The organism is Enterobacter cloacae complex sp. P15RS, assembly GCF_014895905.1.
Taxonomy (GTDB): Bacteria; Pseudomonadota; Gammaproteobacteria; order Enterobacterales; family Enterobacteriaceae; genus Enterobacter; species Enterobacter quasihormaechei.
The window spans coordinates 71,551-86,143 of record NZ_JADBQL010000003.1; the positions used below are offsets into that span (position 1 = coordinate 71,551).

14 protein-coding genes are annotated in these 14,593 nt (G+C 57.9%); 3 read left to right on the forward strand and 11 right to left on the reverse strand.

Going from position 1 to position 14,593, the window contains the following annotated elements; translation table 11 throughout:
- Window positions 1–26 precede the first annotated feature (26 nt).
- From ltaE to IM267_RS01715, 3 genes are all read left to right on the forward strand, one after another.
- Window positions 27–1,025: a low-specificity L-threonine aldolase gene (ltaE, locus tag IM267_RS01705; RefSeq protein ID WP_193032558.1), complete on the forward strand. Its 999-nt coding sequence runs from the start codon at window positions 27–29 to the stop codon at window positions 1,023–1,025.
- Window positions 1,026–1,035: 10 nt separating this feature from the next.
- Window positions 1,036–2,472, forward strand: a complete 1,437-nt coding sequence (locus tag IM267_RS01710; protein ID WP_193032559.1) for an SDR family oxidoreductase — start codon at window positions 1,036–1,038, stop codon at window positions 2,470–2,472.
- A gap of 92 nt (window positions 2,473–2,564) precedes the next feature.
- Entirely contained in the window at window positions 2,565–3,578 is a 1,014-nt protein-coding gene (locus tag IM267_RS01715; protein ID WP_063866510.1) for an NAD(P)-dependent oxidoreductase, read from the forward strand.
- Between the two features lie 137 nt (window positions 3,579–3,715).
- Here the strand turns inward: IM267_RS01715 and IM267_RS01720 are convergent, their stop codons facing one another.
- From IM267_RS01720 to gspG, 11 genes are all read right to left on the reverse strand, one after another.
- Window positions 3,716–5,542, reverse strand: a complete 1,827-nt coding sequence (locus tag IM267_RS01720; RefSeq protein WP_193032560.1) for a chitinase — start codon at window positions 5,540–5,542, stop codon at window positions 3,716–3,718.
- A 133-nt stretch (window positions 5,543–5,675) separates the two neighbouring features.
- Window positions 5,676–6,116, reverse strand: a complete 441-nt coding sequence (iagB, locus tag IM267_RS01725; RefSeq protein WP_063449202.1) for a type III secretion system invasion protein IagB — start codon at window positions 6,114–6,116, stop codon at window positions 5,676–5,678.
- Window positions 6,117–6,224: 108 nt separating this feature from the next.
- A complete protein-coding gene (locus tag IM267_RS01730) occupies window positions 6,225–8,951 on the reverse strand; it encodes a glycosyl hydrolase family 18 protein (RefSeq protein ID WP_193032561.1) in 2,727 nt (908 codons plus the stop codon).
- A gap of 255 nt (window positions 8,952–9,206) precedes the next feature.
- Window positions 9,207–10,004 (reverse strand): A24 family peptidase, encoded by a 798-nt coding sequence (locus IM267_RS01735; RefSeq protein ID WP_193032562.1) that lies wholly within the window; start codon window positions 10,002–10,004, stop codon window positions 9,207–9,209.
- On the reverse strand, window positions 10,001–10,486 hold the full coding sequence (gene gspM, locus IM267_RS01740; RefSeq protein WP_193032563.1) for a type II secretion system protein GspM: 486 nt from the start codon (window positions 10,484–10,486) through the stop codon (window positions 10,001–10,003). Before gspM ends, IM267_RS01735 begins: the two co-directional genes overlap by 4 nt.
- Entirely contained in the window at window positions 10,483–11,616 is a 1,134-nt protein-coding gene (gene gspL, locus IM267_RS01745) for a type II secretion system protein GspL (protein ID WP_193032564.1), read from the reverse strand. The genes gspM and gspL overlap by 4 nt, the downstream gene beginning before the upstream one ends.
- A 15-nt stretch (window positions 11,617–11,631) precedes the next feature.
- Window positions 11,632–12,642: a type II secretion system minor pseudopilin GspK gene (gene gspK, locus IM267_RS01750; protein WP_193032565.1), complete on the reverse strand. Its 1,011-nt coding sequence runs from the start codon at window positions 12,640–12,642 to the stop codon at window positions 11,632–11,634.
- Window positions 12,639–13,286, reverse strand: coding sequence for a type II secretion system minor pseudopilin GspJ (gene gspJ / locus IM267_RS01755; RefSeq protein WP_193032566.1), 648 nt, complete (start codon window positions 13,284–13,286; stop codon window positions 12,639–12,641). The genes gspK and gspJ overlap by 4 nt, the downstream gene beginning before the upstream one ends.
- A complete protein-coding gene (gspI, locus tag IM267_RS01760; RefSeq protein ID WP_193032567.1) occupies window positions 13,283–13,663 on the reverse strand; it encodes a type II secretion system minor pseudopilin GspI in 381 nt (126 codons plus the stop codon). The genes gspJ and gspI overlap by 4 nt, the downstream gene beginning before the upstream one ends.
- A complete protein-coding gene (gene gspH, locus IM267_RS01765; protein ID WP_193032568.1) occupies window positions 13,656–14,141 on the reverse strand; it encodes a type II secretion system minor pseudopilin GspH in 486 nt (161 codons plus the stop codon). Before gspH ends, gspI begins: the two co-directional genes overlap by 8 nt.
- A complete protein-coding gene (gspG, locus tag IM267_RS01770) occupies window positions 14,141–14,590 on the reverse strand; it encodes a type II secretion system major pseudopilin GspG (protein WP_193032569.1) in 450 nt (149 codons plus the stop codon). Before gspG ends, gspH begins: the two co-directional genes overlap by 1 nt.
- Between the last annotated feature and the right edge of the window lie 3 nt (window positions 14,591–14,593).

Here is a 14,593-nt window from a genome sequence, read left to right on the forward strand (position 1 = left end):
GACCTCTTAAAGTAAAGGGATGTGAAATGATTGATTTACGTAGTGATACCGTTACCCGCCCGGGTCGCGCCATGCTCGAAGAGATGATGGCCGCCCCAGTCGGGGACGACGTCTACGGCGATGACCCGACGGTCAACGAACTGCAACGCTATGCCGCCGAACTTAGCGGCAAAGAGGCCGCCCTGTTCCTGCCCACCGGCACCCAGGCCAACCTGGTGGCGCTGCTCAGCCACTGCGAGCGCGGGGAAGAGTATATTGTCGGCCAGGGCGCGCATAATTACCTGTACGAAGCCGGCGGCGCGGCGGTGCTCGGCAGCATCCAGCCGCAGCCGATCGATGCCGCGCCGGACGGCTCGCTGCCGCTGGATAAGGTCGCGGCGAAAATCAAAGCCGACGATATTCACTTCGCCCGCACTAAGCTGCTCAGTCTGGAAAATACCCACAACGGCAAGGTCCTGCCGCGCGAATACCTGAAAGCAGCGTGGGAATTCACTCGCGAGCGCAACCTCGGCCTGCACGTGGACGGCGCGCGCATCTTTAACGCCGTGGTGGAGTATGGCTGCGAGCTGAAGGACATCACCCAATATTGCGACACCTTCACCATTTGCCTCTCAAAAGGGCTGGGTACGCCGGTGGGTTCGCTGCTGGTCGGCGGCGCAGACTACATCAAGCGCGCCAACCGCTGGCGCAAAATGACCGGCGGCGGGATGCGTCAGGCGGGGATCCTGGCGGCTGCCGGACTGTACGCGCTGAAAAATAATGTGGCGCGCCTGAAGGACGATCACGACAATGCTGCGTGGATGGCGGCACAGCTGCGGGATATCGGCGCTGACGTGATGCGTCACGACACCAACATGCTGTTTGTCCGCGTCGGCGATGAACACGCTGCGCTGGGCGAATTTATGAAAGCGCGCGGCGTGCTGATCAACGCCTCGCCGGTCGTGCGTCTGGTGATGCATCTGGACGTTAACCGCGAACAGTTAACTGACGTGGTGAAACACTGGCAGGCGTTTTTACAGCGTTAAGGAGCATACCGTGCCGCAACGTATTCTGGTGCTCGGTGCCAGCGGGTATATCGGTCAGCATCTGACCACTGCGTTAAGCCAGCAGGGACATCAGGTGCTGGCAGCGGCACGCAACACTGAGCGCCTGCAAAAGCGCCATTTGCCCGGTGTAACCTGTCACCACCTTGACCTTAGCTGGCCGAAGATGCTTCCCGCGCTGCTGGAAGGGGTGGACACGCTTTACTACCTGGTGCACAGCATGGGCGAAGGCGGGGATTTTATCGCCCACGAGCGTCAGGTGGCGATGAACGTCCGCGACGCGCTGCTGCAAACGCCGGTGAAGCAGGTGATTTTTTTAAGCTCGCTCCAGGCCCCTGAGAACGAGCAATCCGATCACCTGCGCGCCCGCCAGCTGACGGCGGACACGCTGCGCGGCGCGAATATTCCCGTTACCGAGCTGCGGGCCGGGATCATCGTCGGCGCGGGTTCCGCCGCGTTCGAGGTAATGCGCGATATGGTCTATAACCTGCCGGTGCTGACCCCGCCGCGCTGGGTACGCTCGCGCACCACGCCCATTGCGCTGGAGAATTTGCTCCACTATCTGGTGGCGTTGCTGGATCACCCGGCGGAGCAACACCGCGTGCTGGAGGCGGCAGGCCCGGAGGTGCTGAGCTATCAGGAGCAGTTCGAACATTTTATGCGGGTGAGCGGCCGCAAACGCTGGCTGGTGCCCATCCCCTTCCCGACCCGCTGGATCTCGGTGTGGTTTTTAAACGTCATTACCTCTGTTCCTCCGACAACCGCGAAGGCGCTGATCCAGGGACTGAAGCACGATCTGCTGGCGGACGATCGCGCGCTGCGGGCCTTGATCCCGCAGGAACTGATCCGCTTTGACGACGCGGTGCGCAATACGCTGAAAGAAGAAGAGAAGCTGGTGAACTCCAGCGACTGGGGCTACGACGCGCAGGCCTTTGCCCGCTGGCGACCCGAGTACGGCTATTACCCGAAACAGGCGGGCTGTACGGTAAAAACCTCGGCCAGCCTTAGCGCGCTGTGGGACGTGGTGAACCAGATCGGCGGCAAAGAGCGCTATTTCTTCGGCAATATCCTCTGGCAGACGCGCGGGGCGCTGGATCTGCTGGTGGGTCACCGGCTGGCAAAAGGCCGCCCTGCCGCCCCGTATCTGAACGTGGGCGATACGGTCGACAGCTGGAAGGTGATCATCGTTGAGCCAGAGAAACAGCTGGCGCTGCTGTTTGGCATGAAGGCGCCGGGGCTGGGGCGGCTCTGCTTCACCCTTAAGGACCACGGCGACCACCGTGAACTGGACGTTCGGGCGTGGTGGCACCCGCACGGGATGCCGGGCCTGTTCTACTGGCTGCTGATGATCCCGGCACACCTGTTTATCTTCCGTGGAATGGCGAAACGGATTGCGCAACTGGCAGAAGAAAAGCGGGAAGGTAAGTAAATAAAACCCTTTTTCTTTCACCTTTCCCATTGCAACACATCGTAATTCACGAAAGAATGCGCACGAAATTCTTTTCAACACAGTGGATTGTTATGAAGGTACTGGTTACCGGGGCGACCAGCGGCTTAGGCCGAAATGCGGTCGAATTTCTGCGCAACAAAGGCATCAGCGTCAGGGCCACCGGTCGCAACGAGGCGATGGGCAAGCTCCTGCAAAAAATGGGCGCTGAATTTGTCCATGCCGACCTGACGGAGCTGGTCTCCTCTCAGGCTAAGGTGATGCTCGCCGGTATCGATACGCTGTGGCACTGCTCCAGTTTTACCTCTCCGTGGGGGACCCAGGAAGCCTTCGATCTCGCGAACGTGCGCGCCACGCGCCGTCTGGGCGAATGGGCCGTCGCCTGGGGCGTGCGTAACTTTATTCATATCTCCTCCCCGTCGCTCTATTTTGACTACCACCACCACCGCGATATTCAGGAAGATTTCCGCCCGGCGCGCTTCGCCTGTGAGTTTGCCCGCAGTAAAGCGGCTGGCGAAGAGGTGATCGACCTGCTGGCCCAGTCAAACCCGCATACCCGCTTTACCGTGCTGCGTCCGCAGAGCCTGTTCGGGCCGCACGACAAAGTATTCATCCCGCGGCTGGCCCAGATGATGCACCACTACGGCAGCGTGCTGTTACCGCGCGGCGGCGATGCGCTGGTGGACATGACCTATTACGAGAACGCCGTTCACGCCATGTGGCTGGCGAGCCAGCCGGACTGCGATACGCTGGTGTCGGGCCGCGCGTATAACATCACCAACGGCGAACCCTGCACCCTGCGCAGCATTGTGCAAAGGCTGATTGACGAGCTGAAAATCGACTGCCGCATTCGTTCCGTGCCTTACCCGATGCTGGACATGATTGCCCGCAGCATGGAGCGCTTTGGCAGTAAATCGGCGAAGGAGCCTGCGCTGACCCATTACGGCGTGTCGAAGCTCAACTTTGATTTTACGCTGGACATCTCACGCGCGGAGAATGAGCTGGGGTACAAGCCGATTGTATCGCTGGATGAAGGGATTGTGCGTACGGCGGCGTGGTTACGGGATCACGGGAAGTTGCACCGCTAGCCTTTTTGCCCGGTGGCGGCTTCGCCTTACCGGGCCTACAACTGCACCGTACTGTCCCCTCGCCCCTTTGGGGAGAGGGTTAGGGTGAGGGGAAAGAGCAAACAAAAAAACGGCAACCCGAGGGTTGCCGTTTGCTTTTACAGAGCCGTCCAGGCATCAGCCCATGCCAGGCCTGCGCCCGGTTCATAGTACGACGGGGCGTTGTTACACCAGCCGCTGTACGGGAACGGTTTGCACTGGAACAGCTTACCGTGGTTGTTCACGATATCACCCGCGTTGTACTTGCTGTTCGCACTCCATGCCGGGTAAGACGTGTCTTCTTCGGATGGCGTAGACGCTTTCGCCTTCACGTTCAGCAGGTAAGTCGTGGTGCTGCTCAGCTCGCCGTCGCTGACGGTCAGGCTCACTTCATACTGCTGCGCCGTTGCAGACTCCGGTGCAGTGAAGGTCACTACCGCTTTGTCTTCGCCAGCCACGGTCTGACCGTCCTGAGCACGCCAGGTATAAGTCAGCGTGTTGCCGTCTGCGTCGGTAGAGCCTTCCGCGCTCAGCGAAACCTGCGCGCCCGCTTCAACGGCACCGATTGGGCCCGCAATCTGCGCAACCGGCGCGTGGTTCACCACGACAGGCTCAGCCGGCGTTTCATCCGGAACAGGCGCTGGCGCAGGGGCCGGCGTTTCGTCCTCGGCTGGCGTCGGAGCTGGCGTTGGCGCAGGGGTCACCGGCGTGTCGGCAGAGCCGTCATCGTTCACGATATTGACGTTATAAAACTTCTGCACGCACTTGGTGTAGTCACCGTCTTTGAATGCGCTGAACGGCGTCTGGTAGCCCACCAACTGGCAAGAGTAAGTCTTACCGTCTGGGGTATCCGCACTCCATCCCCAGTCCTGCTCCCAGTAAATCTTCAGGGCGCCCGCACCGTACTCGTCGAACTGCTTCATGTTGGCGCAGCCCAGCACTTCGTTTGCCGGAACCTGTACTTTCAGGTAGTTGGCGAACTCTTTGTAGTACTTAATACGGTTCTGGGACTGGGCAATCTCGGTTGGACCGCCGCACTCAACGCCGCCGTTAATGATCTGGGTGGTAACGCCGAAGCCCGGCACCAGGCCGTTGGCTTTATCGTGATCGTTCGGCTGCCACGTTCCGTCGATAACCTGCAACATGCTTGGTTTTGGCGGCTGCGGGTAGGCGAAGAAGAAGATCGCGCTCGCCAGGTTCAGCCAGGTGTCTGCCACCAGCTCAGGCTTGTCGAGCAGGGTACGCACGTCGCCGTACATCGCTTCGGAGAACGGGCCGTAGTTGTAGTTGTAGGACAGCTGCTTCGCGCCGCGACCGAAGTAGCTCAGGAAGTCGCCGTCTTTATCCTTACCGCACGGCCAGGTCTGCCCCTGCCAGACGTCCGGGTTACACTCGCCGTTATAGCCGCCCTTCTGCCCTTCGCTCCAGCCCATCTCACGCACGTGCACCAGCGCCTGACGCCATTCGGCTTCCGGACGCCAGCTTTCGTGGCCGCCGGTTTCCTGGGCAAAGTGGGCAAACATGGTGGCCAGCTCTTTGCGGCAGATGGCATCGCTGTCACGACCGTCGTCGTAGGTCTTACACAGCGCCGGGAATTTACCCACGGCCTTCAGGAAGTTGCTGTAGGTATAGGCCTGAGCGCGCAGCGGGAAGAGATATTCCCAGTCGCTGGCTTTCACAATCCCTTCAACGCGCTTAACGTTTTCCGGGTTCGCCGCGCGGCCTGGCTCAATCATTTCGACCTGCGCGTTATCCAGCGTCCTGATGGTCTCCTTAACCGACGTCATGAGCGGGAAATCGGTTAATTCTTTTTCTTTCTTCGCCAGATCGCTGGCTTTCATGGTGTACGGCTCACTGCTGGTTTCCTTCAGATTTGCAGCCTGGGCCATTAATGGCGCCACGCAGGCTCCCGCAATGAGTACACTCAGTAACGTCCTTTTGTTCATTTCAGTATTCCTGTTTATTCAGATTAAACGTTAAAATCCCGGCTTAGGTATTATTCCGTTAATACATAAACCACATTCAGCTGTTTTCACTTTTCGAAGAACACCTTCAGGAATTCTTCAAAAATAAAAAACGTTAATACCGTGCTGCTAATTTCAGCTGCTGGTATTTCGCCCAGACCTTATGGGCATATTTCATGCGCTGCGGATAATTCTCTTTCTTTAACCCAGCGTTATAGGCACCTACGGCTTCCCAGTTATAGCCATACACTTTAATCATGCCGGAGAGAATCGAGGCGCCCACCATGATGGACGTACACGGCTCCGTCATTAAGCGATACTCATCGATGCCCCGGCTTTCCAGCGCAGTAAAATGCGTGCTGTTAATTTGCATCAGTCCAACATCACGCGTGCCGTCGCGGTTTTGTCCAACCGCATACGGATTCATTCCAGATTCCACATTCGCGATGGCATACAATAAATAAGGATCGACATGATAATAATGCGCCGCTTTATCCCAACAGTTCGCCAGTGCGCTTTGGCTTATTATTAATAATAACAAAATGAGCTTTTTCATTTTTACCTGCTGACAGTATCGGTTATTTCTCCTTACCCACATCCTGTAAAATGAATTTAAATCGCTCACCGCACCGTGACGGGCGCGGTGAGCGTTTATCGGGTCAGATTATTTGCAGTCTGGTGCTGCGCCTTCTTTCACCCATACATCGCTGTTCGCAGGGTTATCACCGCGGGTCCACCATTTCGCATGGTAAACATTGCCCTCGTACGTGGTGGTTTCGCCGCCGTTATAGACCACATCGGAACGCCAGTTGAATTTCACCTGGCTGACCAGCTCCCACGCTTCTGCGCCGAAGCCAGGCTGGTTGCCCTGAGTCCAGTACTTCGCTTTCCACACCAGGTTGTCGAAGCTCACGATGTCGCCACCGTTGTAGACTTTGCTGGATTCCCAAACCGCATGCTGGCTGGCCGCCGGGTCAACTGGCGCATCACAGCTGCCGGTTACCGTACCCTGATCCGCCGGGGTAGTGCCTTCGTCAGACGGGGTATTCCCTTCATCAGACGGCACGTTACCTTCGTCGGCCGGGGTGGTGTCTTCGTCCACAGGCGCCGGGGCCGGGGCCGCTTTCGGGTTCACCGTTACCTGCACGTTAGACTGCACGCTGGTTTTGCCGTCGGTGACCACAACGCTCAGGGTGTAGGAAGAGGTGTTGTTGACCTCTGGCGCAGTAATGCGAACGTTGGCGGTATTTGTCCCCGTTGCGTTCATGTCTGCCGGTACGCTCCAGCTGTAGGTCAGCGCGTCGCCGTCTGGATCGGTCGCCTGTGCATGCAGGGAAATCGCTTCACCGGATTCAACGGTCACGGCGTCCATGGCATTGATTACTGGCGCCTGGTTCGCTTTCGGCGCTTTGTTCACAACCTGCACGTCGATCGCGTTGCTCAGGCCTTTCGCGTCGGTCACGGTCAGGCGGAACACCAGGTTCTGATCGCTGGTCACAGCCGGTACGCTGAAGCTGGCTTTCGCTTTGGTGCTGTTCGCCAGGGTCACGGTAGCGCCGGAAACCTGCGTCCATTTGTAGGTCAGCGCATCGCCGTCCTGGTCGCTGGAGGCTGAACCGTCGAGCGTGACCGTCGCCGGGCCCGTTACCGTCATGTCGGTAGCAGACGCGACCGGTGCATGGTTGGTTACAACCGGCTCTACAGGCGTTGAACTGCCGCCCAGCAGGCTTTCGTTCATGGCGTTCAGGATGTCGCCGTTATCGGATTCGATAGACCACGCGAACAGGCCGCCCAGGTTTTTGTTCAGTACGTATTTGCCCTTCGCGTTCACGGAACGGGCGTTATCGTAGGTCACCAGCTCGCCGGTAGACTTGTTGAACACGTACGGCGCTTCTGCCGCTTCGTCGTATTTGTACTCCCAGCCCGGTTTGCCCAGCATCTGGTTCACAATCTGACGGTAGTCAACGATGCCGTTTTCCCACGTGCCTTTGACCGGGCCGGTGGCGGTGCCGGTGAACGGATTGTCGCCGGTGTAGCCGTGAACGCCGGTCCAGCCGCGTCCGTACATGCCTGCGCCAACCACGATCTTGCCAGGCTGTACGCCCTGCTCGAGCATCGCTTTCACCGCGTTATCGGTGGTGTAGTTGGTGTCTGGTTTCCAGGACGCACCGTACAGCGCGGTCTGGTGGCCGAGGTCGGTATTGCTCCACGCACCGTAGAAGTCGTAGCTCATCAGGAAGATGTGGTCGATGTACTGCTGCGCGGTGTTGTAGTCCACGTCTTCGATCTTATCTTTGCCTGCACCGATAGCGGTGGTCAGCTCGTAGGTACGGCCAGTTTCCGCAGACAGCTCGTTCAGCATCTGGCGCAGGTCGTGCATCAGCGCGGTGTAGGTCGCTTTATCGGTCTGCGGGTTACCCAGCTTGGCGTTTTCACCGCCGCCGCCCGGGAACTCCCAGTCGATATCCACGCCGTCGAACACTTTCCAGGTGGTCAGGAAGTCTTTCACGGACGCAACGAAGCGGTCGCGCAGCACTTTGTTATCCATCTGATAGAACGGGTCGGACAGGGTCCAGCCGCCGACGGATGGCAGAATTTTCAGGTCCGGATGGGCTTTTTTCATCGCCATCAGCTGACCATAGTTGCCTTTATACGGTTCATCCCAGCCGGTCACGCCCTGCTGAGGTTTCTGCAACGCCGCCCACGGATCGTGGATCGCCACGGTGTAGTCCTGGCGGCCCTGGCAGGCGCGCTTCAGAGATTCCAGCGCGCCGGAGGATTTGGCGCTGTCGTTAATGCCGTCGCCGCCGCAGATTGGAATGAAGCCGTACAGCAGGTGGTTGATGTTCGCCGCCGGAATTTTGTCCGCAGAGAAGTTACGGTCGTACACGCCCCACTCGGGGAAGTAAGCACCAACCACTTTATCAGTGTGCTGCGCGAACGCTTTGTTGTTCTCCAGCAGCGGGGTGTTGAGCGGCAGCAGGTGGCTACCGTCGGTGTCCGCCACGATGATCAGCTTGCTGGCGCTTTTGGTGCAGCCGCTGTCGTTACACAGCTCGACCTGCTCCTGATAGCGTCCGCCTTTTTTCACTTTGAACGTCGCAGAGCCGGCGGTGCTGCCCGCTCCGGTCCAGACGGTCTGGCCGTCCAGCAGCACTTTTGCCGACGTAGGGGCGTCGCCGCTCCACACGTTCCACTCAACCTTCACGTCAACGCCATCTTTGTGCACTTTGATGAGGTTGTTGTAGTCCTGTGCCGCCTGATCCACCTCTACCAGCGCAAACTTATCGTTGCCTGATGTAATTGACGGTGTACCCGGTGCCGCTGCAAATACCGAGCTCGTTGCGGCTGCAACAAAAAGCGCCAGATATTTAGGCTTCATAAATTTCATTTTTATTTCCTGATAAATTTATTCGTAACGTTAATAATCCATGTCTTCCGTGAGATCATGGATGCGCTTCGCATAATGCGTATTTAACCAACCTGAATGCCGTGAAAAAAAGCTTTTTACTGCGTTGTATTCCTCCATAAAAAGATACAAGCCTGAATTCCGTCTAGCTTATATCCCTTACGATACACCGGGCGTAAAGAGACGTCCTTCTCTTCCACCGTCAAAAAAATTTATAAAATAACTTGACCGTTATATTTAAAATGTGGAAACCAGTTGCTGGCTGATAAACACAATTATTCCAGCAAAGGCGAGATAAGGTCCGAAAGAAATAGTGAGGTTATTTTTATTTACATTATTCAGGACGAAATAACCGACAATACCGCTTAACGCTGCCGCCAGCTCAATGGTAGGTAGCGCCTGCCAGCCACACCAGGCGCCCAGCGCCGCCAGCAGTTTAAAATCGCCGTAGCCCAGGCCTTCCCGCCCCGTGACCAAACGAAAGGCCCAGTAGAGCAGCCAGAGCGACAAATAGCCCGCTACCGCGCCGAACAGCGCGTCGTGCAACGGCAATTTATGGTCAAACGCATGGAGCAGGAGACCTGTCCACAGCAGCGGCTGGGTCAGGCAGTCCGGGAGAAGCTGATGCTGCCAGTCAATCATCGCCAGAGGCAGTAAAAAGAGCGCCAGTAACCACAGGGAAAACAGCGCCTGAACGTCCGGCATGCACCAGGCCGTGACGCCAAAAAACAGCGCGGAGAACAATTCGACCAAAAATAACCGCAGCGGGATGGTCGTGCCGCACTGGTGGCAGCGCCCCCGTAATAACAGCCAGCTGACCAGAGGAATATTTTCCCATGCGGCCAGCGTGTGCTGGCACACCGGGCAGTGCGAGGCAGGAAAGAGCAGATTGCCGCTCCCCTCCTCGGCCATCATCATCCCCGGCAGGCGCTCGGCCACAACGCCCAGAAAACTGCCCATAATCCCGCCCAGGATCGCACTCATCATCGCGAAACTAACCGGACAGGCCTCCCGGATCAGCGAGACGGTATTCATGCGTTTTTTGCCCAGGTGAGCTGCACCTGCGCTTTTACATCGCTGAGGTGATCAACCGGCGTGAGGTTTATTTTTTGTAACCTGACGCCGGAGGTCTGATTAATTTCGCGCAGCCAGTTTTTTAATTCATACACGTTTACCCGACTCACCACGAACGATAACGTTTGTCCCTCCTGGCGCACGTCCGTCAGTGAAAGGTTAATTTCATGGGCGCTTTTCTCAACCACCGTACGTGGATTATCCGTTTTGACTAACTGGACCTGAAGATGATTTTTATTAATTTCACTGCGCATCCAGTTAAGCGTCTCTTTTTGTCTTTTAAGCGTCGATTTACTATTTTGAATCATATTATCCAAAGGGATGACTCCTGCGTAATACACCGCAGCCCCAAACAGGGCAACGATGCAGAGTTTTAAAATAACTTTCTCCCGGGCGCTGTAATTCTGATAGCGTGATTTCAGCTGCGCGATTCGCTCTTTCATTTATGTTTCCCTGCGATCATGGCGGTATACGGTTCGGTGGTTGAAACAGGCTGTAAGGTGAAATCGAAATTCTCACGGGTCTGATTAACAAACGCCTGCAATGCGGGCTGGTTTTGCGCGCTGACGCTCAGCGTTAGCGTGTTTTGCTGCGCATCGTATTCCAGCAGATCGATTTCCATCGCAGGGACTGACTGCCGGGCGGCGGCCAGCTCGTCCAGCTGAAGGAAGATCCCCTTGCTCTGTTTTTTGACGTTCTGACCAAAGTGATATTTGATGTTGGTCTGGTGACGCATGCTGGGGAAATGGTGCTGATACACCTGGAGGATCTCCTCCTGTATCTGGTTTTCCTGCTGCACCAGCATCCAGGCCATCGCAATGCGCGGCCCCAGCAGCAGGCCAACGGACAGCAGGCCCGCCGCCGCCATTGCGGCTTTCATGCGTTTCGCGACGCGCCCGTTACCGGCCTTAAGGCTGAACTCACCGTGAAGCAGATTCACACGACAGGCCTGCCACTGCGGCTGGATCAGCACCAGCGGATGCTGCCAGGCATGCTGCACATCAACGGTGACGTTTTCAGGCGCGTCGCCGTAGCACCACACCTCGCCTTCCCCGGCTTTCTGCATCAGCAGCGGCAGCAGGCTAGCCTCCATTTCTGCCGCCACGTGGGGCGATAAGCGCAGCCAGTAGCCATTATCCTGCGCGACCAGCGTGCTGCCGCCTGCCGCCACGGGCAGCAGCCAGGCATCAGGCAGAGCCTGAATCACGCGGAGTCCGGCCTCCTGACAGCGGGCCAGTGCCGCGCGCAGGCGGTCGGCGTCAATGGCCACGGCGTCGACCTCGGCCCCCTTTTTGTGAAGCACCGTCCAGTGGAGGGTGTCCACGTCGCCAATCAGCGTCTCTTCCGCCATCCACGAGAAGGCCATCGCCTGAGAAGCCACCTTTTTCGGCAGCGTGAAGTGGCGGAAAATCATGTCACCGGCGGGCAGCAGGAGACAGACGCGTGCCGCCAGCGGGTGATCGGCCAGCGCCTCCAGGCTGTCGAGCACCTCAACGTGCTCGCTGCCGGACTCACACCACATTATTTTCCCGCCCTCGCGGCTGTCGGGACGAACAAAAAGTACCTGTTTCATAACGTTCTACTTTTCTTATTCAATCATTCGGTAACGGCGCTGCCACGTCACGATCTCGCCGGCTTCGTTATTAATCTGAAGCTGGCTGACCACGCGAAGCGTTAATTCGTCGGTATTGCCGCTGTAGTTCACGCGGAAGTACCGGCTGTTTACAGAAAAGCGATCGGCCACCTGCGGGAGATCGTCTTTGACCTGCGGAAAGGTCTGCTCCAGCGCTTTGCTGAACGCCTCCATATTTTCCCAGCCCGATTCAGGCCGCGAATCCAGCAGGCGAACGGCGTCATCCTGCGTGAGTTTTCCGGGGAACATGGCCGCCAGCACGGCGGCCTGTTCCGGTTGCAGGGTGTTCACGTCAACCTTGCTGGCGGCGTCCGGCAGCGCGCACAGCAGCTTGCTCACCTTCGGGTAGGCCGAAGCAGGAAACGCCGGCAGCAGCTTGATTTCCGCGATGCTGCGCATCATCTGGTTTGCCGGTTGCCGCGCGGGCACGACGCCGGCCCACGCGTCGCTTTCGGCGCCCTCTTTCGCCGTTGTGCTGTCACCATCGAGATAATCCACCAGCTGGAAATAGACCTCCTCCGCCGTGCTCTGGCTAAGGCCGCTCTCCGTCAGCAGCTGTTCAACACTCTGCTCTTTACGCGGTTTTTCCACCACGGCGGGCGCGCTTTGTCCCTGAGGTGCGACTTCGGCGGTCAACAGGTTATTGACGTTAAGGCAGTCCTGGGCATCTTCCACCTGGCTCACGACCGTGTAGTCTTCACCCCGGGTCTCAAGCGGCTGATGCCAGTCGCCGTCCAGCGACAGCGGCTTGCTTTCGCCGCTGGCGTCAGTCTGCAACCGATCCTTCACCACTTTTTCCTGAGCCTGCATCGCCCAGCGCAGCTGCTGCTGGCTTACCTGATAATGGGTTTTCTGCAAATTTCGGCAGAACTGCTGGCTGATTTTGGCGGCCAGGGCAGACATCATCACCAGTAAAATCAGCACCACCAGCAGGGCAACGCCCTTCTGTTGACGGATCCGGCTCATGGTTTGGCCTCCGGCAAAGGAGCGGCATCCGGGGTCGCCGCCGGCGCGTCGGCGGCTTTCTCAGGCGCTGCGGCAGCGGTCACTTCCGGCATATCGCCCGGCGTGGTAAACACCCAGCGCCAGGTCTCCCCGTTATCCATCGTCAGCGTCGCCTCCACACCGTCCGGCAGATGGGTGGCATCGGGCCAGGACTTCAGCCAGCCCTGACGATAAAACTGCCACCGTAACGTTTTCACCCCGCTGACAATCGGCACGTCGTCGGGCTTCACGTCTGCCGGACCGTCAATCACCGGCCAGACGTCGCGATACAATCGCCCCTCCTCCAGCCGCCAGCGGACGCGCTCCAGCTGGACCGTTCCGCTCACGCCGTTCAGGGTGGTCAGCTCAAGGGCATCGTCCTCCTGACGAAACAGCTCCGGCTCATTGCGCGGGGCCCGCGCCTGGAGCTGGAAAAAATCACGCTCCATCAGACTCCATGCGCGCTGAAGCTGGTTGAGGCTGGCGGCGCTGGCATCCGTCGCCGAGCTGGTACGCATCGCGCCGTCCAGAATTTGCCAGGCCAGGGTGCTGATCACCGCGAAGATGGTCAGCGCAATCATGATCTCCAGCAGGGTAAACCCGCGCTGGCGTCGCGTTTTTTTCACTTGCTTTCTCCCGGCGGAATGACATGCAGGGAGATGACCGGCTGGCTCTCGTCGCCTTCCGCATAGACGCGAATGGCGTTCGCCCAGACGTTGTCGGCGGTTTTCACCCGCTGCTTGCGCCAGTTCCAGCTGCGCCCGCCCATCATCTCCGTCCCCCGCTGCTCGGCATCCGGGAAGTCGGTTTTGGTGAGCTGTGCTTCCGCCAGCTGGTTTTCCGCTACCCAACTGGCCTGCAAGGTGTCGGCCAGACCATGGGTAAACCGCACGTTCAGGGAGACCGAGTTCATCAGCGCCAGCGCGGCAGTGGAGAAAATCACCAGGGCAACCATCACCTCCAGCAGCGTCATCCCCTTTTGCTTTTTGTTGCCCTTAGTCATCGTTTTCTACCGATACCGGTGCCGCACCCTGCGACACCACGCGGAAATGGTGCTGTTTGTCGAAACTTTGCAGCGTCAGCGTAAAGCGGCTGATTTCACCGTCCGGTAAAAAGATCACCTGCGGCTCGGACGTCACCGTTGCGGCCAGGCGCTGCGGCGAGAGCGAGACGTGCATCTCTTCCGGGAAATGACCTTTGGTGGTAATACGTCCGGCGGATAATGGCACCCAGTGACGTTCGCCATTTTTATCGTCGATCGTCACCAGCTGATATTTATCCGTGGTCATCACCAGCCCGACAATATTTCCGTCCATGACCGCACGGTCTGAACCATAATCAACGAGGGCTTTTAATTGCTGGCCAAATATATCCGCACCGCTGCGTGAAGGTATGGTTGACACCACCATCATGGCGCAACTGGCAAATATCACCAGCGCCAGAATAATTTCCAGCAACGTAAAGCCGCGTTGATTTTTCATTATTTCTCTTTCTTATCCAGAGACCAGTTGGTAATGTCATCGGCGGTATTCGATTCGCCGTCCGGACCGGCGGAGAAAACGTCCACCGCACCGTGTTCACCCGGACTAACCAGAATATAATCACCGCCCCACGGATCCTGCGGCAGGCGACGGATATAGCCGTCCGCGCGGTAGCCGTTCGGGATGGGTGCGATTTCAGGTTTGGTCACCAGCGCCTGCAAGCCCTGCTCTGTGGTCGGGTAGCGGTGGTTATCCAGCTTGTACATATCCAGCGAACCTTCGAGCGCGACAATATCGCTGGTGGCCTTTTGCTCATCCGCTTTTTCTTTATTTCCCATTAAGTTTGGCACCACCATACTTGCCAGAACGCCGAGAATAACAATGACCACCATTAATTCGAGCAAGGTGAAGCCCGCCTGGCGAGCCAGGTTTTTACGTTTTAAAGCCATGAT

What these genes read in the sequence shown, in the direction of transcription:
- IM267_RS01735 (WP_193032562.1), bottom strand. Translation starts at nt 10,004, where the DNA reads ATGAATACCGTCTCGCTGATCCGGGAGGCCTGTCCGGTTAGTTTCGCG.
- gspK (WP_193032565.1), bottom strand. Translation starts at nt 12,642, where the DNA reads ATGAGCCGGATCCGTCAACAGAAGGGCGTTGCCCTGCTGGTGGTGCTG.
- gspL (WP_193032564.1), bottom strand. Translation starts at nt 11,616, where the DNA reads ATGAAACAGGTACTTTTTGTTCGTCCCGACAGCCGCGAGGGCGGGAAA.
- ltaE (WP_193032558.1), top strand. Translation starts at nt 27, where the DNA reads ATGATTGATTTACGTAGTGATACCGTTACCCGCCCGGGTCGCGCCATG.
- IM267_RS01715 (WP_063866510.1), top strand. Translation starts at nt 2,565, where the DNA reads ATGAAGGTACTGGTTACCGGGGCGACCAGCGGCTTAGGCCGAAATGCG.
- iagB (WP_063449202.1), bottom strand. Translation starts at nt 6,116, where the DNA reads ATGAAAAAGCTCATTTTGTTATTATTAATAATAAGCCAAAGCGCACTG.
- gspI (WP_193032567.1), bottom strand. Translation starts at nt 13,663, where the DNA reads ATGACTAAGGGCAACAAAAAGCAAAAGGGGATGACGCTGCTGGAGGTG.
- IM267_RS01730 (WP_193032561.1), bottom strand. Translation starts at nt 8,951, where the DNA reads ATGAAATTTATGAAGCCTAAATATCTGGCGCTTTTTGTTGCAGCCGCA.
- gspH (WP_193032568.1), bottom strand. Translation starts at nt 14,141, where the DNA reads ATGAAAAATCAACGCGGCTTTACGTTGCTGGAAATTATTCTGGCGCTG.
- IM267_RS01720 (WP_193032560.1), bottom strand. Translation starts at nt 5,542, where the DNA reads ATGAACAAAAGGACGTTACTGAGTGTACTCATTGCGGGAGCCTGCGTG.
- gspG (WP_193032569.1), bottom strand. Translation starts at nt 14,590, where the DNA reads ATGGCTTTAAAACGTAAAAACCTGGCTCGCCAGGCGGGCTTCACCTTG.
- gspM (WP_193032563.1), bottom strand. Translation starts at nt 10,486, where the DNA reads ATGAAAGAGCGAATCGCGCAGCTGAAATCACGCTATCAGAATTACAGC.